Origin of the sequence: Corallococcus sp. CA041A (genome assembly GCF_003612075.1) — a bacterium.
Taxonomy (GTDB): Bacteria; Myxococcota; Myxococcia; order Myxococcales; family Myxococcaceae; genus Corallococcus; species Corallococcus exiguus.
In genome coordinates this window covers 17,668-39,460 of the sequence record NZ_RAWF01000060.1, presented here as the reverse complement: position 1 = coordinate 39,460, position 21,793 = coordinate 17,668, and the positions used below count along the sequence as shown (strand labels likewise).

Sequence of the window (21,793 nt, the reverse complement as noted above, 5' to 3'; positions counted from 1 at the left end):
CTCCCTGCCCCTTCCCCCTGCGCGAGACACCCGGACGCCGCCGCTGGCTGGCGTTGCGAGCACTGCGAGGCATTGCTGTGCCCCGCGTGCGTGGAGACCCGGCGCACGGGCACGGTGGAGTACACCGTCTGCGTCCGGTGCGAGGGCACGGCGAACGTGCTCCTGCGCCACCGCTCGCAGCGGGCCCTCCGGACCCGCCTGACCGGCGCCCTGCGCTTTCCCTTCACCGTTCCGGGCCTGCAGACGCTCCTGGCCGTCAGCCTGATGCTGGCCGTGCTGCGCATGCTCGGGATGGGCGTGCGCATCCTCGTGGTGCTGCCCATGGCGCTCGGGCTGGGCGTCTTCTGGTCCGCCTTCTTCGCGCTCGTGCGCGGCGCGGCCCGGGGCGACGCGGATCCCGAGGGCCCCGGCTTCACCAGCATCGTCCAGGACAACATCGTGCCGGGCCTGCGCGGCCTGGGCGTCACCGTGGGCGTCTTCATGCCCGCGCTCGCGCGTGCCTGGCACCTGCTGCCCTCCGTGTCCGGGTACGAGACCGTCGGGCGGATCATGCTCCCGCTGCAGGCCCTGGGGCAGCCCGTGGTGTGGGAGGACCCCTTCTTCTGGGGGCTCGCCGGCCTGGGACTCCTGTGGCTGCCGTGGGCGCTGCTGCTGGCCGCCACCTCGCAGTCGGTGTTCACCGCCTTGAATCCCTTGCGCACGCTCGGATGCCTGCGGGCGGTGGGGCCCGACGCGGGGCTGATGACGGGCGTGTTCGTGCTGCTGGCGTGCGCCCACGCCGTGATGCACTGGGGCGCGGCCTGGGTGTTCTACCTGCCCGTGCCCTTCGTCTCCACGTGGCTCGCGGAGGCGCTCACGTGCCTGGCGCCCTTCGCCGCCGCGAGCCTGCTGGGGCTCGTGCTGTACGTGCACGGGGACGCGCTGGGCTATCTGCCCGCGCGCGACCTGCTGGAGCCCACGCTGGGTGACACCGCGCCCCAGCGCGTGCCCGTGTCCCTTCTCGAGTCCCCGGTGCTCGAAGCCCCGGGCCCCGCCGACGCCGGAGTCGAAGCGAAGGTGGCCGAGCTGGGCGCGGCGGTGGAGGCGCGCGACGTGGCGAAGGCGCTGGCGCTGTATGGCGCGCTCCACGTTCTGCCCCGCCTGAAGCTTTTGCCGTCACACCATCTGTTCATCGGACAGGCCGCGGCAGTGGAAGGAGATTTCCCACTGTCGGTCAAAGCGTTGGAAGCCGCGGCGGACACTGCGCCGGATGAACCCACCGCGCCCCGCGCGCTGGTGCTGCTGGCGCGCGTGCAGGGGGAGAAGTTGGGAAACACGGTGCGCGCGGAGGAGATCTACCGCTACATCGTGCATCGTTATCCGGACACAGAGGCCGCACGTTTTTCCCATGCGCGGCTGCCGCCCGCCGCCTGACACACGCATTGCAGCACCCGTCCCCCGGTACCAGATTCCATGCATGGGACGGGTTGGGGGCGTGGGGATGGGACAGCGTTTGAAGACGTATGGCGGGTTGGGGCTGCTCGTGGGCATGCTGATGACGGGCTGTGATGATGCCCCCAGCGCGAACCGGCACGAGGACACCTGCGCGGAGCCGCGGTCGCTGCGCGTGGAGGTGATGTCGTCGGACGGCGCGTACATCCAGGGCGCGTCCGTGACGGCCACCAACCTGGAGAGCAACATCAGCATCACCGGCGTGACGGATGACCGGGGCGTCACCACGGCCATCAACGAAACGCTCGCGCCCAGCCCCATCCGAGTGGTGGCCACGGCGGGCTCGCACGTGACGCGCGCGGAGCGCGTGGAGTGGACCTGTGACGAATGCCACTGCACGCCTGTTCCCGACACGGTGACGCTCAAGCTCCAGGATTGAGCCGGAAGACCCGCCAGTGAGGGCCGGCGGGCGCGGAAAATCCGCCGCCTCAGGCCGTGGGGTGGTTGTGCACACCCACCTGTGCGCGGTACCACTTACGCCATGCGTCAAACCCGCATGCGCGCGAATGCGTCGGTCCGGCTCTCCTCCAGCCTCGCCGCACGCCCGTCTGGCCTGACGGCGTGCGAGCAGGCGTGTTGTCGCGGCACTGGTGTCTCCCCACTCCAGTAAGCCGTGCAACCGCGCTACCCGCCGGGTAGGCAATCCCGAAGGTCCCCCATGTCCGCAGAGAGTGTGCAGGCGCTGCTCGAATGCTCGGTCACCGAGCTGACCGGGCGGTTCGTCACCCAGGCGCAGCCCGTCCCCCAGGGTCTGCTGGAGGCGCTGGAAGCAGACCCCCGTCAGGGTGCACAGACGCTCGCGCGCAAGCTGCGCTCGCGTCAGGAGAAGAACCGGGCGGAGGGTCAGCGGCTGCGGCACCTGCTGAAGTTCGAGACGGAACTGTGGGAGCAGGGCCTGTTGAAGGTCGCGGGCGTGGACGAGGCGGGCATGGCGCCACTCGCGGGCCCCGTCGTCGCGGCGGCGGCCATCCTGCCCCGGGGTTACAAGCTCAAGGGGCTGGACGACTCGAAGAAGATCCTGGACCCGGACAAGCGCGAGGCATTGGCGGAAGCCCTCAAGCGCGACGTGGTGGCGTGGGCGGTGGGCCGGGCGGAGGTGGAGGAGATTGATCAACTCAACATCTACCACGCGGGTCTGCTGGCCATGCGGCGCGCGGTGGAGGGGTTGGGGCTGACGCCCGACTACGTGCTGGTGGACGCGCGCACGATTCCCCAGTGCCCGGCTCCGCAGCGCGGCATCATCAAGGGCGACTCGCTGTCGTTGAGCATCGCGGCGGCGTCCGTGCTGGCGAAGACGACGCGCGACCGGCTGATGGCTCAGTTGGACGCGCAATATCCCGGCTACGGCCTGGCGGCGCACAAGGGCTACCCCACCGCGCAGCATGTGCAGGCCATCCAGGCCCTGGGAGTGCTGCCCATCCACCGCCGGAGCTTCGGTCCGGTGCGCGAGGCGCTCGGACTGGCGCAGCCCTCCGGGCCCGTCCCGATGCAATCCGAGCTGTTCGCCGCTACTCCTGCTCCGATGGCGAAGCGATGAGCGCGGACAAGGACATCGACGGGTGGTTGGCGGAGCGGGGCGTCACGCTGATGGACGCGCGTGCGCGGGCGAGGGGCGTGTTGGAGGAGGCAGGGCTCACGCGGCCGGGCAAGGCGCGGATGAGTGAGCCCAAGCTCCTGCGAGCGGCCGAGGTGCTGGCCGAGCGCTTCTTCCAGGTGTGCGCGGATCCCGGTTGCATCCAGGTGGCCTCGGCGAGCGGCCGGGAGCCTTTGCGTGTCGAGCCCCGAAGCCACTGCGCGCGGTGCGGCGGTTCCGCCAACCGGCGCGCGGAGGTTGCGTTCCTGGAGATGTGCCATCAGCGCGGCGTGCAGCGCGTGGTGGTGGTGGGTGGCTCGCCCGCGGTGCGTGAGGAGCTGGAGGCGAAGCTGAGCGGCCCCATCTCCCTGCGCATGGTGGACGGCACGGAGCGCCGCACGGCGGACCGCGCGAAGAGCGACCTGGAGTGGGCGGACCTGGTGCTGGTGTGGGGCGCCACGGAGCTGCACCACAAGGTGTCCACCCACTACACGCACCTGGCGTCCTCGCACCACCGCAAGGTGGTGCACGTGGTGCGCCGGGGCGTGGCCGCGCTGCTGGACGAGGCGATGGTCCATCTGCAGCGAGCGCGCTAGGAAGCAAGGCGCACCTTGGAAGGAGGCTCCCGTTTCTGGCGCCTCCCCGAGCCGATTCGCATGTTGCCGGCAGGAGGCCGCATGCGGAGGAAAGCACAGACATCCCGGGCACGGACAGGCAAGGCCCGCCAGCGGAAGGCCCCTGCCGGCTATAGCCGAGCGAAGGGGGCGAGCCTCCCGTTGAAGGGCTACACGCTGCCCGCGGTGGACCTGAAGCGCGGCTCGAGTGGCACGGGGGTGAGACAACTCCAGACCGCGCTGGTGAAGCTGGGCCACATGACCCAGGCGCAGATGAACACGGGCCCTGGCACATTCGGTGCCCAGACGGAAGGCTCGCTCAAGAAGTTCCAGAAGGCGCACGGCGTGGATGCCATTGGCGTCTATGGCCCGGAGACGCGCGCGGCGTTCAAGGCATTGGGTGCGACCCTGGGTGGCGCGGAGACGCCCCCCACCCCGGCGCCAGCAGGGCTCCGCGAGAAGATCGTCGCGGAGGGACTGTGGGGGGCCGCCAACCAGGACCGGATCCACTACGCGCAGATACGCCCGATCGACGGCATCCGGCTGCGCCACAAGCTGCCGCTCGACATCGACTGCTCGGGCTTCGTGACGCTTTGCTACAGGTGGGCGGGCGCTCCCGACCCCAATGGCAACCGTTTCAGCGGAGCGGGGTACACAGGCACGCTCGAAGCCCACATGCTTCACATTCCGTTGTCCCAGGTCCAGCCAGGGGACCTCTGCCTCTGGCAGGGAAAGCATGTGTCATTGGTCATCCAGGGCGGCGCGGATCCCCTGCTCATCTCCCACGGCTCGGAATCCGGCCCCTACGCAATCCGGACGTCGGCCCAGAAGAAGTGGTACCCGGCGGGGACGCGCCTCATCTGGCTCACCTCTCCCCTGAAAGTGAAGGAGGGCCTGAAGAGCGCGCGGAGGACGCCCAGCCGCGAGGACAAGGCGCGCGGGGACCCTCCCGCGGAGGAAGGGCTCTTTGAGACTGGCATGGCAATGTGAGCGCGAAAAACGACATGATGGATGCCTGGAGATGCAACCCCCAGGAGTCCTGCGTGCGAAGCCTCTCATTCCGGTTCCCCCGTCTCGTCTCGACGCTTGTCGTGCTGGGCGGTTGTGAGCGTCAGGAGAAGCCACCCGCGCCCACGCGGTCCGAGCCTGCGCCGGTCAAGGCCAGCACGCCCGCGCCGGCCACGCCTTCGCGGAGCACCACCGAGCAGGAGCTGCGCGAGCGGCTGCGGTGCGAGGCGCTCCTGGGCCTCAGTGGGCTGTTGGCGGGCCAGAAGGAGTTCTTCGGGGAGAAGGACGCCTGGACCCCGGACGTCACACGACTCCCCACCCCGGCGGCGTGCGCGGATGGCAGCCGCGTGCCCGCGCCGGACGCCACCTGGCTCGCGGGTTGCCACTTCCGCTATGCGGTCTCGGTGGCTGGCTCGACGCCCGACGACAGCACCTTCAGCGTGCGCGCGGTGGGCGTGGGCGGACTCGCCGAAGGGTTCACGTACACCCTGACGCATGGGTACGCGGACAGGAAGCTCGTGCGCGTGTGGCCCTCGGAGCTCGTCCTCGAGGAGTGCCATGGCGTGCGCAGGCCGGAGGGGACGCCCCTGCCAGCCCCGCTGTGCGAGGGCGCCAGCAACCTGAAGGCGCTCTTCACGGCCGAGAAGGCGTACTTCGGGGAGAAGGACCGCTTTTCGGAGAGCGCCGCCGTGGTGGGCTTCCTTCCGGAGCCCTGCCTCGATGGCTCCCGAGTTCCGGTGCCCGATGACACGTGGATCGCGGGCTGTCACTTCATCTACCGCGCCGAGGTCTCAGGCACGGCGCCGGAGCAGACCTTCCGCCTCACCGCGCGCGGAATGAGCGGCCCCGTGGTGGAGCAGAAGCTGACGCTGGACTCCCAGTACACCTGGAGCCCAGCCGATCCAGGCTGCGCGCCCTGACGTGTTGAATCTTTCGTCGCCCGTCACGTAGATGGGAGCCGTGCGGCGTCGGACCGCGCGCCCGCTTCGTCACGGAAGCGGGCGCGCCCCGGGATGACTTCCAGCTCGACGGCATCCGAATTAATCCCATTTAACTCGCCGGCCGGTGCCCCGAACGCTTTCATCACCCCATCCGCATGGTGCTGTCTCGCCGTGTAGAGGGGGAAGTGACACATGTTTTCTGATGGAATCCGCCGTGCCCTGGGGCCTGTGCTGCGCACCGTCGCGAACACCGCCGTGGAGAAGGCGGTCGCGCCGCCGCTCCAGCCCGCCGCCAAGGCCGTCGCGAACTTCGCCGTGTCCTCGTTCGAGCGCGGAACCTCGCCAAGGGTCGTGCTGAATCCGCCGCCTGTCGTCGTGCAACGGCCGCCGGCCGACCTGACGCCGCCGAACGCGCAGGGAGACGGAAAATCGGGTGAGGGGGACTGGCTGAACGTCTCATCGTCTGACGGCGTCTACCTGCGTCCGGGGCCGAGCGCGGAGTCCGGGCAGAGCGTCCTCTACGGGACGGGAACGAAGCTGAAGGTCATCGCGCCGCCGGACAACAGCGCCGCGGTCCAGGGGGAGTTCGTCTACGTCCAGGATGCCCGCGGACGACAGGGCTGGGTCCGCGCGGCGAAAACCAGTGAGATGAGCACGGACGAGGTCGCGAAGTATCGGGCCGCTCGCCACCAGTCGGACGCCGCGGACACGTATCAGGACATCTACGTCAACCAGTTCGACGCCGAGACGCAGGTGGGAGGCGATGGCAGGAACGCCAACTGCGGCCCCACCGCCACGCTCATGGCGTTTCTCAACGAGGGGCTCGTCATCCCCTCCATCCCCGGCATCACGCACAACGGCACGGCCGGCGCGGATGTGCAGGCAGTGCGCTACTGGGGCAATACCGCGAGCGATAAAGGCAGCGACGGCGTGACGACCAACGCCGCGGGGGAGACGGTGTACTCGCTGACGACGGAGAACTCCCAATACACCGGCTTCCAGGACGTGAAGAACGCGGTGACGGCCGCGCGCGGAAGCTGGGCGAAGGTGGGCGCGAACTCGGAGAGCATCAAGGAGGCCATCGACGCCGGAATGTCGGTGGTCATCTCCGGGAACTTCGTCGAGACGCCCGCGCAGGCCCCGGAGGGCTCCGAGAACGCCGACCCGGTGCTCAAGAGCGACACCTGGGCTCAAGGCGGCGGTGCCCAGGAGCACCTGGTCGCGGTGGTGGGCGTGACGCCGGAGGGCAACTTCATCGTGTGCGACCCCGCGGTCGACGTCCGCACGCCCATCGAGGTCACGCCCGAGGAGTTGGACGCCTTCATGCGCGGCAACGCGGGCGCCATCGGCATCTACGATCCGACACCCGGCCCCCGTTCAGGGGCGTAGGGGCGCCCACCCGTCCATCTCCGGATTGAATCTTCCTTCGACCGTCACGTAGATGGGAGGCGTGCGGCATCAGGCCCGCACCTCTCCTCGGGGGACAAACGGATGAACAGGAAGCTCGGCGCGGCGGTGTTCATGATGGTGGCATGTGCCTTCGGCCCGATGACGGCCGTCGCACAGGAGGGCTCGGGCAATATCGACATCACCGGCAATGACGAGACAGCGACCCACGCATGTACGCCGGGCAGCACGGTGGAGATCACCGGCAACTCCAACACCGTGACGCTGACCGGCGACTGCAAGAGCGTCGAGGTGAACGGCACCGACAACAAGGTGAAGGTGGAGGCCACCGGTGCCATCTCCGTGACGGGGACCTCCAACTCCGTCACCTGGAAGCGCGGTCACGGCAAGTCGAAGCCGAAGATCAGCCGCACCGGCGTGGACAACAAGATCACGCAGGAGAAGTAGCCGTCGGCCCCCGCGCCCGCTTCGTCATTGAAGCGGGCGCGTTGGGGCAGCGCTCAAGGGGACGCGGAAGGCGCCGCGTCCTCGCCAAGCAACAGCTGCCGCACGATGGGCACCGGCGGGTAGCCATGGGAGACCACGGCGTCGTGGAAGCGCTGGAGGCTGAAGTCCCTCCCCCACTTCACCTTCGCCTCCTCACGCAGTTCCATCAGCATCTTCTTGCCCAACGCGTACACCAGGTACGTCGGGTCGGACGTGCCACGGCGCGCCTCGCGCTCCGCGTTGATGCGCGTCATGTACGCCTCCTTCTCGAAGAGGCTCACGGCCTGGTCGTACGTCATCCCGCGCGTGTGCAGGGACAGGCCCGCCACGTAGCGCGCCAGCCGCTGGAGGTAGAGCGCCAGCTGGTTCAGGCGCAGCCGGTCCGCCTGCGGACCCGTGCCGCCGTAGCCCTCGTCCAGCATCATCTGCTCCGTGTACAGGCCCCAGCCTTCGCTGAAGGAACCTGAACCCAGCAGCCGGCGCACCTTGGACTGGATGCGGTTCGTCCACAGGAACTGCACGTAGTGCCCCGGGTACGCCTCGTGGATGGAGACCAGCGGCAGCGCGTAGCGGTTGTAGAAGCTCATGTGCTGCTCGGCCTGCTCCGCGCTCCACGCCGGGTCCGGCGGCGTCACGTAGTAGTACGCCTCCGTCGCCTTCATCTCGAACGGGCCGGGCGTGCTCATGCTCGCGAAGGACAGCGCGCGGCTGAACACCGGCGTCTCCGCCACCTTCGCGCGCACCTCACTGGGCACGGTGATGATGCGGTGGTCGATGAGGAACTGGCGGATGTCCTCCAGCGTCGCCGTGGTGGTGGACACCAGCTCCGCGCCCGCCGGGTGCTCCTTGCCCAGCTCGCGGTACACGTCCATGGGCGCCTTGCCCGGGGCAATCCGCGCGGCCACCGCACTGAACTGCTCCTGCGTGCGCTTCATCTCCGCGCGCCCCCAGGCCAGCAGCGAGTCGATGCTGTCCGTGACGCCTTCCTCGTACTGGAGCTTCTGGCGATACGTCGCCTCACCGATGGCGAAGTCCCCGTTCGAGCGGGCCAGCAGGTCGTCCTGCAGGAAGCGGATGTAGCCATCGATGGCCTCCAGGCACCGCGCCTGCGCGCGCTTGAAGTCGTCCTGGAGCGCGGCGTCCTGCACCGGCGCGAAGGCCTGCGGCAGCGTCTGCGCGTAGAGCGAGCGCGTGCCCTTCGCCTGCTCCAGGGCGATCTCCGTCCACAGCTTCGGCGGGTTCTTCAAGTTCGCCGGGGCCGCCGCGAAGACCGCCGGCACCACCGCCATGCGCTTCACCGCCGAGCGCATCCGCTCCTCCAGCGGCGCGAAGTCGCGGTTGATGAGCTGGTACACGGCGTTGGACGCGAAGCCCAGGTAGGCGTTCGGGTTGCGCTCCCACGAGCGCACCGTCTCCAGGTCCAGGATGCGCGCGCGGAGGTGATTCTCCAGGATGTCGTAATCAGCCCGGTCACCGGGCGGCAGCGCGGCGCGGTCCACTGCCTTGGGCAGCGCCGCCAGCCGGTCCTTGAGGAATGCCAGATGCGACGCGCGATCCTCGGGCCGGAAGCCACGCAGCTCGCCGTCATACGTGTGCACGCCCGCGGAGGTGGCGGACATGGGCGAGCGGCGGAAGTGCTCCTCGAAGTACGCGTCCACGAACCCTCGCAGCGCCACCTGTGAGGAGGACTCCGAGGGCGCGGCGGCCTGCACGTCGTCCCGGGCCGCGGGGCGGGACGTGGTGCAGCCAGGGGACAGCAGCAGCAACGCGGCGAGGACGCTCGGGGTTCGCAGTGCGTTCATGGAGCCTCTGGGGGAAGGAGACGCGGGGAGCGTCGCCCATGGCCCCTTGCACGACAAGCGACCCGGAGAGTTGACATGGACCTGTCAAATTGACAGGTTCCTGCCAATGCCACCGTTGACCCCAAAAGCAGAGACCTTCAGTGCCCTGGTCCTGGAGGTGTTCCAGTTGAATGGGTTGCTGCTCCAGGCTGGAGACCGGCTGAGCGCTCCGGCGGGACTGACGAGCGCCCGCTGGCAGGTGCTGGGCGTCATCGACCATGGCCCCGCCACGGTCGCGGCCGTGGCGCGCACGATGGGGCTCGCGCGGCAGAGCGTGCAGCAGACGGCGGACGCGCTCGCGAGCGACGGGTTCGTGGAGTTCGTCGACAACCCGCACCACCAGCGGGCGAAGTGCGTCGCCCTCACGGCCGCCGGTCGCCGAGCCTTGCGCAAGGTCGAGCAGGCGCATGCCACGTGGGCGGACCGGCTTGGCGCGAGCCTGCCCCCGGCGCTTCTCGCCGCGGCGGTCGAGGGCGTCCGCGAAGCGCGCCTGCGGCTCGAAGAGGACCTGACCGAAGCGGAGCGCTCCCATGAAAAGTGACGCCAGCATCCCCCTGCTCCCCTGCGTGGAGCTCGCGTCGACGCTCGAGTTCTACGCGCTGCTCGGGTTCGAGGTGACGTACCAACAACGGGCACCCAATCCCTACGCGGCGACACAGCGGGGAGGTGCGCAGCTCCACTTCTTCGGCCTGAAGGGATTGGATCCGCTGAAGGCCTTCAGCAGCTGTCTGGTCATCGTGGACGAGGTCGAGGAACTGCACGCGCGCTTCCTCGACGCGCTGCGGAAGGCCTATGGGCGGACTCCCGTCCGGGGACTTCCACGCATGACTCGCATGCGGAAGGGACAGTCGCGCTTCACCCTCACCGACCCCTCCGGCAATTCGCTCATGTTCATCCGCCGGGATGAACCCGACGGTTATGGCGATGACGGGAACACACCCACCTCCATCCTCGGCAAGGCCCTCAAGACGGCCCGGCGTCTGCGCGACTTCAAGGGCGATGACGCCGCCGCCGCGAAGGTCCTGGATGCCGCGCTCAAGAAGCCGGACGCGGGGACGGAGAAGGAACGGGAACAGGCGCTCGCGGACCGCGCGGAGCTGGCCGTGGCCCTGGGGGAAGTGTCCGCCCTCCTGCGTCCCTGAAAGACGCCAGCGCTTCCTGAAGCGACGCATTTCTCTGCTCGCGCGGGCGTCCCCGCCCCCGGGCTGTCGCGGCATGGCACCTGCAAATCCAAAGGCAAGCACCTCCAGCCCCATTGCTTGCCGAGGTCCCATGGCCGCCAACTACAAGAAGTTCTTCGCTGGCTCCCGCAACATCCCGAAGGGCATCTCGCTCGGATATCCCGTCCCCGGTCCGCAGGAGGCCAGCGCGGATCAAATCGCCGGACAGGCGTTCTTCGCCACGCCGAACGACTGGAGCGACATCCAGGCCTCGGCCTATGACTTCATCGTGATTGGCACCGGGCCCACCGGGGTGGCCTTCATCGAGCAGACGCTGAAGCACAACCCGAACGCGCGCATCATGGTGCTGGAGCGGGGCGGCTTCTGGTTGCCCACGCACTACCAGATGCTCCCGCTCGCCTTCCAGGCCGCGACCGGCTCACCGCCCACCACGTACCCGTGGACGCGCACGACACGGATGGCGACCACGGAGCTGGAGTTCTTCCAGGCCGGCTACATCCCCGTGCTGGGCGGACGATCCACCTACTGGAGCGCCTGGTGCCCCGCCCCGACTCCCGACCTGATGCGCGACTGGCCGCAGGAGCTGATCGACGTCACGCTCCAGCCGGGCTTCTGGGATCGCGCCCGCGCGTTCCTGCACGTCACCACGATGGACAAGGTCCACGACGGCGTCTACGGCAGCCTCCAGCATCAAATCGATGTGAACCTCCGGGAGAACTTCAAGCGCTACGTGCCCTCGGCGGAGAGCGCGTTCCCGGCCCCCATCGCCGTGGGCCATACGCCCTGGAAGGGCGTGAAGTTCTACAAGTACTCCACCGTCGGCACGCTGCTGGACCTGCAGCAATCGCAGAAGGCGCTGGCGGCCCAGGGCCAGGGACAGCCCCTGACCATCGTCGACCACTGCGTCGTGGACCGCCTGGTGCATGACGGCCATGGAACGGTGACCGCTCTGGAGACCACCCGCGGCCCGCTGGCGGTGAGCTCGGCGAAGGTCGTGCTGGCGATGGGGACCATCCCGCCCGCGACGCTGCTGATGAACTCCTTCAAGGAGGCCCTGCCGAACATCGGCAAGCGTTACACCGGCCACTTCATGTCTCACATCACGGCGCGCGTGAAGCGCTCGGCGTTCAAGGACCTGGCCGCGCTGGAGATTGGCGCCACCTACCTGGATGGCAAGGCGCCCAATGGCTTGCAGTATCACGTGCAGACCAGCGCCTTCGCCTCCGCGAACCCGGAGGCCGACGAGAGCACCATCGCCCACGAGGCCCCGGACGCGGCGGCCGTCGCGTCGATGGCGCAGCTGAAGGGCTCCGAGGATTACGTCGTGTTCGTCTGCGCGACCCTGGGAGAGGTGAGCGAGAAGAATCCCGACAACTGGATCCGCATGAACGGCGGCACCGACCCCGCCACCAACATCACCCTCCAGCTCCAGCCCGGCGTGCAGGACCACCACCTGTGGGACGTGCTCGACGAGGCGACCTACCAGTCCATCGACGTCATGGCCGGGCGTGCCGGGTGCTCGGACCCGGAGGTCGAGTACTGGGTCGACGACGCGAGCGGCAACGGCGGCCGTTGGCAGTCGGAGCGGCCGGACCGGAAGAAGATCCGCCTGAACATCATCGTGCACGAGGCCTCGCCGCTGTGGATGGGCAAGGACCCGGCGACGTCGGTGGTCGGCCTGGATTACCGGCCACACGGCGTCCACAACGTCTACGTGACGGGCGGCGCGCTCTTCCCCACTTCGGGCTCGTGGAACCCCACGCTGACCATGTGCGGACTGGCGCAGGACCTGGCGGACCGCCTGCGCGGTTGAGCGGTGTGAAGTAGCGCGGCTCGGCGGTGGGCCCGGCCGCGCCCTGCATCTTCTTGCCCGCGACGGCCATCACCGCGACCAGGACGGTGAACATCAGGTGCAGCACGCCGAGCGGCTTGAGCACCATCTGTCCCGCTCGCGTCTGCCCCGCCTGCACCCGGTCCACCTCGGGCTGGCGCTCACTCTGGATTCTCTCGAAGACCGCCGCGTCCAGCGGCCGGCCTTCATGAATGGCATCCAGCAGGTGGTTGGCGGCCACGAACGTGTCCTTGATGGCCAGGTTCAGCCCCTGCCCTCCCGACGGCGACATGGTGTGCGCCGCGTCTCCCAGGAAGAGGACCCCGGGGGCATGCCACCGCTTCACCCGGTCCACGAGGATCCGCAGCACCTGCCACTCCGTGTGCTCATCGAGCTTGCGTTCCACATGGGGCCGGAGCCTCTCCGGCACCGTGGGCAGCAGCCGCCGGCGCAGCTCCGGGAGGTCCTTGCGCAGCCCGTTGAGGTCGCCCGGCTCGCTGAAGGCGACGTGCAGCCGGTGCCGCGTGGAGGGCTGGAAGACAACCACCCGCCCCTTGCCGAACAGGTGCACCTGGAGCGACGTGGGCAGTGCCTCCGGTGCATCAGCGAGATCGAAGCGCAGCCAGAGCGCGTCGGCCGTCGACTCGAACTGCTCGATCTCCAAGCCGCAGGACTTGCGCAGGTGGCTGTTGCGTCCGTTGCACACGATGAAGAGGTCTCCGTCGACGCGCTCCTCCACGCCGTCGCGGCGGGTCCTCAGCGCGACCACGCGCCCCTCCTCCTGCACGGCGTCCAGCACCGTGGTGCCGAAGTCCATGCGGTAGTGGGGATGACGCAGGCATTGCTCGTGGAGCAGCGCGAGCATCCCGGGCTGCGACACCACGGCCCCCAGCTCCCGGGGACCGGGCACGCGGACCGTGCGGCGCTCGCCCACGTACATGACCCGCTCGATGTCCAGCAGGGCCTGCCCCCGCTCGAGCAGCGCGGTGAAGAACTCCGCGCGCTTCAGTGCTTCGACAACCGGCGCCTGCAGGAGCTCGCCGCGGAACTCGCGTTCGAAATCCGGATGGCGCTCCAGGACACGGACCGGAACACCGTTCGTGACCAATTGATACGCGAGGACCATTCCGGCGGGACCACCGCCCACGATGACAATGCGAGGAGGCTTCATGGCGGCCCTTCTACCGGACCTGCTCCTCCTCCGATGTCGTCCGTTCAGCCATGTCGAGTGCGCTCAGGACAGGCGACCCGGACGACGTGCGCGTGACGTGCCCACCCACCGTGCGGATTCAATCCGGCTTGACTCCACCCATCCCCCCTGCGCCCAGGCGAGCTGAAACAGCAGGCCCGGGCCACGTGACGCGGCCCGGGCCTCTGGATGAAATGGCTCCCGCTCAGAACGCGCGCAGGCCGAGCGCGTAGGTGGAGATGGACGCCGCGGAGGCGCTCTCGTGGTCCTTCGACGCGGCCGCGCAGCCCGAGTTCACCGGCTTGATGCGCCAGAGCATGTTGCCCGCGCCGCTCCAGTTGACGAACGCCCCGCAGCCGCTGAGCGCATAACCACTGCTCAGGCCCACCATGTAGCTGGGGTGAGAGACTACCGACGACGTGCCGCTGTTGACGACGTTGCCGATGGTGCCCACGCCCGGGATGGTGCCGTTGATGCCAATGGCATACGCCGTCGCCGAGGCAGGCGACGAATTGGTGTGGTCCTTCGAGCGCACGCGCCAGGACGTGGAGGTCGAGGGCGCCGAGGCGGTGGCCAGGTTGCCCGAGCCGCTCCAGTTCACCCGGATGCCGCCGCCCGCCAGCACGTAGCCCGCCGGCAGGGACGCGGTGACGTCAGGGTGCGCGACCGTGCCGCTCGTCGCCGTGCTGACGGCCAGGTAGGTGCGCAGCTGCGCCGGGGTCAGCCCCGCGACCTTCAGGCCAATGACCCACGCGCGCACCTGCGCGGGGTCCGCGATGAGGTGATCCTTGGCCGACACCAGCCACGAGGTCAGCCCCGTATCGGGGTACGACGCGGTCAGCAGGTTGCCCGAGGGGCCCTCCTTGCCCTCGCCGCCACCGCCAATCACCACGAAGTCGCTGGGGACGGTCACCGTGAAGTTGGTGGTCGTCCCGGCGCTCGTCGTCGCATAGCGCTCGAAGACCGCGATGGTGAGCTTGCCGCTGGTGTCCGTCTGCCGGAACAGCTCGACCGCGCCGCCGCAGCTCACGCCCACCGCGGCGAAGGCCGACGCGACGTTGGAGACATTGAAGCCGTAGTCCTGCGCCGCGGTCTGCACACCGCACGCGCCCTGGTTGAAGTCCGTGCTCGGGCCCCAGTACAGGTCATTGGCGCGAGCAAAGACCTGGAACGCCTTCACCGTGCCCCAGCCCGGCGTGGTGGCCAGCAGGTAGAAGGCCTTGTTGTACACGCCGGACGAGTAGTGCACGTCCAGACCGTTGTAATAGTTGGAGGCATGGCCGATGGAGCGACCGTCCTGTGGCGGGTTGGCCATGTAGCGAAGCGCCCCGCTGCTCTTGAAGATTTCAGCGCCGACGAGGAAGTCATTGGTGCCGCGCATGTAGTACTCGGCGGCCTCGCCCGCGATGTCCGAGTAGGCCTCGTTGATGCCGCCGGACTGGCCTGAGTAGATCAACCCGGAGTTCTGCTCGGTGAAGCCGTGGGACACCTCGTGCGCGCCGACGTCCAGGCTGACCAGCGGGTAGAACGTCGAGTACCCGTCGCCGAACGTCATCGCCGAGCCGTTCCAGAACGCGTTCTCGTAGTTGCTGCCGTAGTGCACCCGCATCGTGAGCTGGAAGGTGAGCGGGGCCTTGCCCACGTAGGCCTGATACATGTTGAAGATGACGCTGCCGAAGTAGTGCGCGTCATTGAGCGGCGAGTACGCTCCGTTGATGTTCTTCACCGTGTTGCGGGGACACGTATAGGAGAACGGGGTGGAGCCGCTGGTCCCGCCGTTGAGGTTCACGGTCTGGACGTTGGCGTTGGTCATCGTGCACGTGGTGCCGGACTGGGCCACGTCCATGTAGCCGTAGTTCGTGCCGTACTCGTACTGGCCTGTCTTGACGTTGCCGCCAGGGCCCGTGCCGATGAGCACGTGTTGCAGGTTCTCCCACTGCTTGAGCACCCGGCCCCCCTCCGCGTCGACGATGACCATGGGCCGCGTGGGCGCCCCGCCACCGACGAGGTCCGCGAAGTAGCTGACGACGTAGGCCTTGTGGGCGCGGCCGTCGTCGTCAACGTAGATCATCAACTCGGAGCGCTCGTTCTCGACGAGCATGGCGCGCACGCGGTTGCCCAGACTGGCCCCCTTGGCGATGTCCAGCGCCTCCGCGGCGGACAGCCGGGGCGCCCCCGCCGGGATGTCCCGCTCCAGACCAGTGACCTTGCGCCCGAACAGCGCGCGCAGCTCCCCGTTGGCGTCCTCATTGACGATGACGTGCTCGCCGAAGATGGGCAGGCCCCGGAAGGTCTGCTGGTAGCGGTGGGTGCTGACACCGTGGTCGCTGACGCTGTCGAGCAGGGTCAGTCCCGAGTTCGCGTCGAGGCCCAGCGCCTGCGCGTGGCGGGCAGGCTCACGGTCGGCGCCACCCATGAGGAAGGTGGCCGCGTGCCGCTGGCGGATCGCCCCCAACTCCTCCTGTTGCAGGTCGACACGGCTCGCCGCGGAGGCGGAGCCAGCGGCCAGCATCGACGTCAGGGCCGCGGCAAGGGCTGGGTTCTGGAGAAGGGATTTCACGTCTGATACTCCTGGAGAGCGCGGTTGCGACCGCCGCGAGATGCAGCGCGAAATAACCGCCATCCGAGAACAAGCCTAAAAAGCAGAAACACCGGACGTCAACAGCCCTCCCGCACTCCAAGTACGGCCCCGGCTGTCATATGACACACATGTCATGATTGTGACGCTGGAGCATGGCGCTCAGGCCCCACGTCCCTCTGAGAGTGCGTGGCATTGCGATTGCTCTGCGTCGCGCCACCCGGCGTTCCCGTACGCCCGGAACCTTCACGCCTGCCCGAGGAAGCCATGCGTCCAGCCCGTCCCTCCGTCTTCGAGCGAATCCCCACCGCGACCCGCGCCTGGGCCTCGCGCCTGGTGCTGCTGCTGGCCTGCGCCAGCGTCGTGGCCACGTCGCGAGCCCAGTCTGAAGACGTGGCGTCCCCGGTCCACACCGGCACGCCCTTCCGCCTGACGGCGGAGACCGACAAGGTCACGCGCACGCTGGTCGTCCGGACCTCCGCGAAGGAGAAGTTGTCGGATCCGGTGGAAGGCGAGCTGCACATCCAGGCCAAGGCCAAGTGGACGCCGGGTGCCCCCACCCAGACGCCGCAGCCGTCGCTGGCGATCAGCTTCCTCGACGGGGAGCTCACCTACGGAGGCCAGTCCGGCGTCCTCGAGCCCGACGTCGCCGTGACGGTGGAGAACGTGGCGTACTTCGGCGGGAACTGCGCGCAGAATCAAGGCTGCGAGTGGACCGTGCAGGTCGTTTTCGACGTCCGATCCAACTCGGACTCCGGCACCATCGAGGCCCCCGGCACGGTCGACGTGGAGTGGACGGCCCAGGGCTTCGCGCACGTGCTGGACGACTCCAGTGTCCCCAAGGGTTTCACCGTGAGCCTTTCCGAGCCCTGACGCCCCCTGGCATCAAGGTGCTGCCGCTGAAGCCTTGATGAAGTCGATGAACGCCCGGAGCGGCGCGGGCACGAAGCGCCGCCCGGGGTAGTAGAGGAAGGGCCCCGGGAAGGGCTGCCACCAGGGTTCGAGGACGGGAACCAGGGCGCCGCTGTCCAGGTACGGACGCAGCCAGTCCTCGAAGAGGTGCACGATGCCGGTGCCCGCGAGCGCGGCGTCGACGGCGAGGTCCGTCGCCCCACCCGCCCTCACGATGAGCGGTCCCGAGGGCTCGACCGTCACCACCTCGCCGTCTCGTTCGAACTCCCAGAGCGTCATCGCGCCGCTCGCGAAACGGCCGCGCAGGCACGCATGCCGCAGCAGGTCCCGGGGATGTTCCGGCCGTCCATGCCGCTCCAGGTACGCCGGGGCCGCGGCCGTGGCGTGGCGCTGGACGCGAGGCCCGATGGGCACCGCGATCATGTCCTGCTCCAGCCGCTCGTCGTAGCGGATGCCCGCGTCACAGCCGGCCGCGATGACATCCACGAAGCTGTCCTCGGTGATGACCTCCAGTTCGATGTCGGGGTACGCGGCGAGGAACGGCGGGACGATGCGCGGCAGCACCAGCCGTGACGCGCTGATGGGCACGTTGAGGCGCAACACGCCCGCGGGCCGGTTGCGGAAGCCGTTCACCACGTCGAGCGCGGCCTCCATCTCCGTCAGCACGGGCGCCAGGCGCTCCAGCAGGCCCTCTCCGGCTTCGGTGGGGACAACACTGCGCGTCGTGCGGTTGAGCAGGCGGACGCCCAGGCGTTCCTCCAGCCGGCGGACCGCGTCGCTCAGCGAGGACGCGCTGCTCCCGCTCAGGCGGGCACCCTCGCGGAAGCTGCGGGCCCGCGCCACCACCACGAAGGCGTTCAAATCACCCAGGTCGACCTTCACTGTTCGCCACTCCGCACAACCTGTACGGGTCGTGCCCCGTTATGCAGAAAGTCCACGGTGGCTATGCATGCTCCATCTCAAAAGGAGATGGAGCATGCCCGGTATCGACTCATCCAGCACCTTCCCCCTCGGGGGCCACCCCGTGAAGCGCCTCGGCTATGGGGCCATGCAGCTCGCGGGACCCGGCGTCTTCGGCCCGCCGAAGGACCCGGACGCGGCCCGTGCCGTGTTGCGCGAGGCCGTGGCCCGCGGGGTGAACCACATCGACACCAGCGACTACTACGGCCCGCACGTCACCAACCAGATCATCCGCGAGGCGCTCACGCCCTACGCCGACGGCCTCGTCATCGTCACCAAGATTGGCGCCCGGCGCGGCAATGACGGTTCCTGGCTCCCGGCATTCTCAAAGGAAGAGCTGACGCAGGCCGTGCACGACAACCTGCGCAACCTGGGACGGGACGTGCTGGACGTGGTCAACCTGCGCTTCATGTTCGACACGCACGGGCCCGCCGAAGGGCCCATCGAAGAGGCCCTCACCGTCCTCGCCGACCTCCAGCGCCAGGGCCTGGTGCGCCACATCGGGCTGAGCAACGTCACCGCCAAACAAGTCGCCGACGGACGGCGCATCGCGGACATCGTCTGCGTGCAGAACCACTACAACCTCGCGCACCGGCACGACGACGCGCTCATCGACTCGCTCGCGAAGGACAAGATCGCCTACGTGCCGTTCTTCCCGCTGGGAGGCTTCAGCCCGCTGCAGTCGTCCACGCTGTCCGCCGTGGCGGCCCGCCTGAACGCGACGCCCATGCAGACCGCGCTGGCGTGGCTGCTGCGCCGCTCGCCCAACATCCTCCTCATCCCCGGCACGTCGTCCGTCGCGCACCTGAAGGAGAACCTGGCCGCGGCCGAGCTCACGCTGCCGGATGATGCGCTCAAGGAGTTGGAGTCCGTGGCGAGCCCGAACGCCTGACCTCCCGTGGCGCCTCCCGGCCGTGGCGCATCTCCGCCGCGGCCTGGGGCAACCCCAGTCCTGGAGCTCGGCTCAACAGCGCCCCACTGTAAGGTTTGACGGTGATGGCAACCGAAACGTCCACCACCGAACAGTCGTCCAAAAACCAGACTTCCAGGCGCCAGCCGCAATTGACGAAATCCTTCAGGCTGAACGATTGTGATTGCGCACCTCAGTCAGCGTCTTGGAGGACACATCATGAAGAGCAAGCGCCCACTTCGGTTGAGTGTTCCGCTGATAGCCGCCATGGCATTCCCCGGATGCAATGAAGATCCAGCGCCAGTCGAGCTCAACCCCTCATCACTCACCGAAGCGCAACGGTCCCTCCAGCAGATCGATCAACTCTATGAGTCGGATCCCGCGGCTGCCCTGGACGCCGCGCAGCGACTGCGTCCGAAGCTCGACGAGCTCAATCACTTGATTACGCGGGTCGAGACGTCACCGAACCATTACGTTGAGTTCTATGATTTGCAGCCCGGCGGCATCCTCCTCGCGGAGCGCGGACCCGCGGGAGACGGACGCATCCTGGGTGAATCAGGGATTGCCGATCACTCAGCCGTCGAACTCTATCGGCAGTTGACGGGCGGCGCCACGCCGCCAGAAGCCCTGGTCAAGGCCGAGCGCCTCGTGACGCCTCCTGATGACGCCCACGTTCTCGCGAGGGACGAGGCGGATCCCAACCTGAAGTCCTCAGGGGCCTTCGCCTTGGATCGCGGTGCGCAGCGGGGGGACGGCCTCGCGTCCGTCACCCAATCCCTGGGGAGCGGCGACGGCGTCGTCTTCAGGGACCAGTACTGCTTCAAGGCCGGGGACTTCTTCAATTGCCTGCCCAACATCACAGGCGACACCTGGGCATCCGCCAATTCCAAATCGTCCTTCACCCGGCTCGCCCCCTACAGGGGAAGCATGAGGATGCAGGTCTCCTATGACAATGCCGTGAAGGGGGCCTGGGCCACGTTCGCCGGAGAAGAGTGGTCGTTCCGGCAATTGAGCGGCACCTACTATCCTTGTCCTGTCTGGCAGGCCTGCGGCACGCAGGAATACTACCTCCGCACGCACCGGTGGGATGTCCTGGACGCGGCGGGCGACGGGTATCACTTCTCGTATGCGTTCAGGAGCAGCTGCTCCTGGATCGGCTGCGACAACCCTCCCTGACCCTGGATAGGGCGGTGAGGAGCCTCAGCCTACCGCCTCCAGCAACTTGATGGCCTGCGCCAGGGCCCGCTTGAACGGCCGGTCGTCCTGGCGCTGTCCCTCCAACGCGCGCAGCGCTGGGAGCAACGCCGGGTCTCCCAACGCTCCGGCGGCTTCCACGAACTCCTGTCGGACACGCGAGCGGCGGAGGGCCTTGCGCAGCGACTCCAGCGTTCGCGGATCCTTGCGCTGCGCGAGCAGGAGCACGGCGTCGGCCCGGAGGACCGGACTCCCGTCGTCCATGCGGCGCACGAGTGAATCCCGGAGCACTGGCGTATCGACCTCCGGGGGCAAGGTCCGGAGGTGGGCCATCGCCAGCCCCCGGACGCCCTCGTCCGGATCATCCAGGAACGGCAGGAGCACGGACAGCGGCTCCTCACCGGACGACTTCAGGAGGCTCAGCAGCACCGCGCCCCGGACCTGGGCGGAGGGATGATCCCGAAAGGGTGCAATCGCTGGCGGAACCCGCGCGTCGCCCAGGTGTCCCAGGCCCGCGATGAGCGATGGCAGGACCTGCGCGTCCTGTTCCTCGAGGAGCAGCGGCAGCATCCGGTCCGCGGCGCTCGACCGCACGTCGGAAGGCTGCTCAAGCTGCGCCAGGATGTCGGCGCCCCGGGCGCGCTCCCGGGGGAGGCGCGAGCGCAGCAGCGCGCTGGCGGCGTCAAAGACGGCGTCCCCTCCCCTGCGGTGCAGGGCGTAGATGGCCTCCCAGGCCTCGGAGCTCTCCGGCACGCCCCGCAGCGCCCTGGCCACCAGCGTCTCCACCGCCCGGTCATCGTTGTCTGGTTCGTGTGACACGCTCACTCCAGGGCAGCCGGGAACGCGGGCAGGGCTTTGAAGTCCTCGGGGGCGTGCTCCACGACGAAGGCTCCGTGCGAGTCCTTCACCAGGGCCTCGACCCGGGCGAGGGACGCCAGGGTGTCCTCGCGATTGTCATTGAAGGCCGGCACACCGTGATGCTCCCAGTTCTCACGCGTGTGACAGAGGTCTCCAGACAACACATACGTCCCCGCCTGCCGCAGCCGCAGCACCAGCGATTGGTGTCCGGGCGTATGGCCCGGGGTGGGAATGATTCTCACGGTGCCGTCGCCAAACACATCCAGTTCGCCGTCCAGCAGCTGGACCCGGGCCTCGCGCCAGGCGGAGAAGCGGCTGGGGTCCACGCCCGGAGGGGCCGGCGTCCGGGTCGCCCACTCCAGCTCGCGCCGTTGGAGGAGCCACGTCGACGAGGGGAATGCATTGGCATTGCCCGCGTGGTCCGCATGCAGGTGGGAGAATCCCACGTAGCTCACGTCCGCGGGCGTGAGCCCCAGCTTCTGGAGCTGCGCGGCCAGGGAGGTCTCCAGCCGCAAGCGATTGCCCACCGGGTCTTCCACTCCAACCAGAAGCCCGTCGCTCAATCCCGTGTCCCAGACGAGCGTGCCCCGCGGATGCTGGATGACGAAGCACGGGACGATCAGCTCACCGGGCTTGCCTCCCGGAGGACTTCCGTCCGCGAAGAACCCCATGTCCTTCACGTCGATGTGGCCGCAGTCCAACGCGTAGAGACGGATCGCGGGAACCGGCGACGCGTCTGGCGCCGTCGCACGCACGCACGCGCCCGTGAGCAGCCCCAACAGGAGCACGGCGAGTGGGGTGGAGGGATTTCGAGGCATG

19 protein-coding genes and 1 pseudogene are annotated in these 21,793 nt (G+C 68.6%); 14 read left to right on the top strand and 6 right to left on the bottom strand.

Annotated features, from left to right (window positions below):
• The 8 genes from D7V77_RS43700 to D7V77_RS13300 form a co-directional block, all read left to right on the top strand.
• Positions 1-1,413 (top strand): tetratricopeptide repeat protein (locus D7V77_RS43700; protein ID WP_158624396.1); only part of this gene is annotated, 1,413 nt, incomplete at its 5' end.
• 67 nt (positions 1,414-1,480) lie between these two features.
• A complete protein-coding gene (locus D7V77_RS13330) occupies positions 1,481-1,870 on the top strand; it encodes a carboxypeptidase-like regulatory domain-containing protein (RefSeq protein WP_211487147.1) in 390 nt (129 codons plus the stop codon).
• A 279-nt stretch (positions 1,871-2,149) separates the two neighbouring features.
• Complete coding sequence (locus tag D7V77_RS13325) at positions 2,150-3,028, top strand: ribonuclease HII (RefSeq protein ID WP_120576658.1); 879 nt, start codon at positions 2,150-2,152, stop codon at positions 3,026-3,028.
• Positions 3,025-3,660 (top strand): hypothetical protein, encoded by a 636-nt coding sequence (locus tag D7V77_RS13320; protein WP_120576657.1) that lies wholly within the window; start codon positions 3,025-3,027, stop codon positions 3,658-3,660. The genes D7V77_RS13325 and D7V77_RS13320 overlap by 4 nt, the downstream gene beginning before the upstream one ends.
• A gap of 180 nt (positions 3,661-3,840) precedes the next feature.
• Entirely contained in the window at positions 3,841-4,668 is an 828-nt protein-coding gene (locus D7V77_RS13315; RefSeq protein ID WP_233596964.1) for a peptidoglycan-binding protein, read from the top strand.
• Positions 4,669-4,721: 53 nt separating this feature from the next.
• Positions 4,722-5,606 carry a hypothetical protein gene (locus D7V77_RS13310; RefSeq protein ID WP_126935477.1) on the top strand — a complete coding sequence of 295 codons (885 nt, stop codon included), beginning with the start codon at positions 4,722-4,724 and terminating at the stop codon, positions 5,604-5,606.
• A gap of 213 nt (positions 5,607-5,819) precedes the next feature.
• Positions 5,820-7,016: a C39 family peptidase gene (locus D7V77_RS13305; protein ID WP_120576654.1), complete on the top strand. Its 1,197-nt coding sequence runs from the start codon at positions 5,820-5,822 to the stop codon at positions 7,014-7,016.
• Between the two features lie 102 nt (positions 7,017-7,118).
• Entirely contained in the window at positions 7,119-7,481 is a 363-nt protein-coding gene (locus D7V77_RS13300; RefSeq protein ID WP_120576653.1) for a DUF3060 domain-containing protein, read from the top strand.
• Positions 7,482-7,534: 53 nt separating this feature from the next.
• On the opposite strand, the gene D7V77_RS13295 is transcribed toward D7V77_RS13300, so the two are convergent.
• On the bottom strand, positions 7,535-9,322 hold the full coding sequence (locus tag D7V77_RS13295; RefSeq protein WP_120576652.1) for a DUF885 domain-containing protein: 1,788 nt from the start codon (positions 9,320-9,322) through the stop codon (positions 7,535-7,537).
• A 106-nt stretch (positions 9,323-9,428) separates the two neighbouring features.
• Here D7V77_RS13295 and D7V77_RS13290 point away from each other — a divergent pair, with 106 nt between their 5' ends.
• The 3 genes from D7V77_RS13290 (at position 9,429) to D7V77_RS13280 (ending at position 12,355) form a co-directional block, all read left to right on the top strand.
• Positions 9,429-9,902, top strand: a complete 474-nt coding sequence (locus D7V77_RS13290; protein ID WP_120576651.1) for a MarR family winged helix-turn-helix transcriptional regulator — start codon at positions 9,429-9,431, stop codon at positions 9,900-9,902.
• Positions 9,892-10,503 (top strand): VOC family protein, encoded by a 612-nt coding sequence (locus D7V77_RS13285; RefSeq protein ID WP_147452059.1) that lies wholly within the window; start codon positions 9,892-9,894, stop codon positions 10,501-10,503. Before D7V77_RS13290 ends, D7V77_RS13285 begins: the two co-directional genes overlap by 11 nt.
• Before the next feature lie 130 nt (positions 10,504-10,633).
• Positions 10,634-12,355: a GMC oxidoreductase gene (locus tag D7V77_RS13280; protein ID WP_120576649.1), complete on the top strand. Its 1,722-nt coding sequence runs from the start codon at positions 10,634-10,636 to the stop codon at positions 12,353-12,355.
• Between the two features lie 229 nt (positions 12,356-12,584).
• Here D7V77_RS13280 and D7V77_RS13275 read toward each other — a convergent pair.
• A pseudogene (locus tag D7V77_RS13275) lies at positions 12,585-13,544 on the bottom strand (FAD-dependent monooxygenase); the annotation flags it as partial.
• 223 nt (positions 13,545-13,767) lie between these two features.
• The gene (locus tag D7V77_RS45690) at positions 13,768-16,122 is read right to left on the bottom strand and encodes a M4 family metallopeptidase (RefSeq protein ID WP_304485867.1); all 2,355 of its coding nucleotides are present in this window, start codon (positions 16,120-16,122) and stop codon (positions 13,768-13,770) included.
• 285 nt (positions 16,123-16,407) lie between these two features.
• Between D7V77_RS45690 and D7V77_RS13265 the strand changes: the two genes are divergently transcribed.
• Complete coding sequence (locus D7V77_RS13265) at positions 16,408-17,013, top strand: hypothetical protein (RefSeq protein WP_120576648.1); 606 nt, start codon at positions 16,408-16,410, stop codon at positions 17,011-17,013.
• 12 nt (positions 17,014-17,025) lie between these two features.
• Here the strand turns inward: D7V77_RS13265 and D7V77_RS13260 are convergent, their stop codons facing one another.
• Complete coding sequence (locus tag D7V77_RS13260) at positions 17,026-17,934, bottom strand: LysR family transcriptional regulator (protein ID WP_120576647.1); 909 nt, start codon at positions 17,932-17,934, stop codon at positions 17,026-17,028.
• 94 nt (positions 17,935-18,028) lie between these two features.
• Here D7V77_RS13260 and D7V77_RS13255 point away from each other — a divergent pair, with 94 nt between their 5' ends.
• Complete coding sequence (locus D7V77_RS13255) at positions 18,029-18,904, top strand: aldo/keto reductase family oxidoreductase (RefSeq protein WP_120576646.1); 876 nt, start codon at positions 18,029-18,031, stop codon at positions 18,902-18,904.
• 237 nt (positions 18,905-19,141) lie between these two features.
• Positions 19,142-20,098 (top strand): hypothetical protein, encoded by a 957-nt coding sequence (locus D7V77_RS13250; protein ID WP_120576645.1) that lies wholly within the window; start codon positions 19,142-19,144, stop codon positions 20,096-20,098.
• A 24-nt stretch (positions 20,099-20,122) separates the two neighbouring features.
• On the opposite strand, the gene D7V77_RS13245 is transcribed toward D7V77_RS13250, so the two are convergent.
• Together D7V77_RS13245 and D7V77_RS13240 are read right to left on the bottom strand one after the other, a co-directional pair.
• Complete coding sequence (locus D7V77_RS13245; RefSeq protein WP_120576644.1) at positions 20,123-20,935, bottom strand: HEAT repeat domain-containing protein; 813 nt, start codon at positions 20,933-20,935, stop codon at positions 20,123-20,125.
• A gap of 2 nt (positions 20,936-20,937) precedes the next feature.
• Positions 20,938-21,792, bottom strand: coding sequence for an N-acyl homoserine lactonase family protein (locus D7V77_RS13240; protein WP_120576643.1), 855 nt, complete (start codon positions 21,790-21,792; stop codon positions 20,938-20,940).
• Between the last annotated feature and the right edge of the window lies 1 nt (position 21,793).

Bases quoted from the DNA above. Each gene is read 5' to 3' on its own strand.
- D7V77_RS13255 (WP_120576646.1), top strand. From the start codon at position 18,029: ATGCCCGGTATCGACTCATCCAGCACCTTCCCCCTCGGGGGCCACCCC.
- D7V77_RS13250 (WP_120576645.1), top strand. From the start codon at position 19,142: ATGAAGAGCAAGCGCCCACTTCGGTTGAGTGTTCCGCTGATAGCCGCC.
- D7V77_RS13295 (WP_120576652.1), bottom strand. From the start codon at position 9,322: ATGAACGCACTGCGAACCCCGAGCGTCCTCGCCGCGTTGCTGCTGCTG.
- D7V77_RS13240 (WP_120576643.1), bottom strand. From the start codon at position 21,792: ATGCCTCGAAATCCCTCCACCCCACTCGCCGTGCTCCTGTTGGGGCTG.
- D7V77_RS13265 (WP_120576648.1), top strand. From the start codon at position 16,408: ATGCGTCCAGCCCGTCCCTCCGTCTTCGAGCGAATCCCCACCGCGACC.
- D7V77_RS13320 (WP_120576657.1), top strand. From the start codon at position 3,025: ATGAGCGCGGACAAGGACATCGACGGGTGGTTGGCGGAGCGGGGCGTC.
- D7V77_RS13290 (WP_120576651.1), top strand. From the start codon at position 9,429: ATGCCACCGTTGACCCCAAAAGCAGAGACCTTCAGTGCCCTGGTCCTG.
- D7V77_RS13280 (WP_120576649.1), top strand. From the start codon at position 10,634: ATGGCCGCCAACTACAAGAAGTTCTTCGCTGGCTCCCGCAACATCCCG.
- D7V77_RS13300 (WP_120576653.1), top strand. From the start codon at position 7,119: ATGAACAGGAAGCTCGGCGCGGCGGTGTTCATGATGGTGGCATGTGCC.
- D7V77_RS13305 (WP_120576654.1), top strand. From the start codon at position 5,820: ATGTTTTCTGATGGAATCCGCCGTGCCCTGGGGCCTGTGCTGCGCACC.
- D7V77_RS13285 (WP_147452059.1), top strand. From the start codon at position 9,892: ATGAAAAGTGACGCCAGCATCCCCCTGCTCCCCTGCGTGGAGCTCGCG.
- D7V77_RS13325 (WP_120576658.1), top strand. From the start codon at position 2,150: ATGTCCGCAGAGAGTGTGCAGGCGCTGCTCGAATGCTCGGTCACCGAG.
- D7V77_RS13330 (WP_211487147.1), top strand. From the start codon at position 1,481: ATGGGACAGCGTTTGAAGACGTATGGCGGGTTGGGGCTGCTCGTGGGC.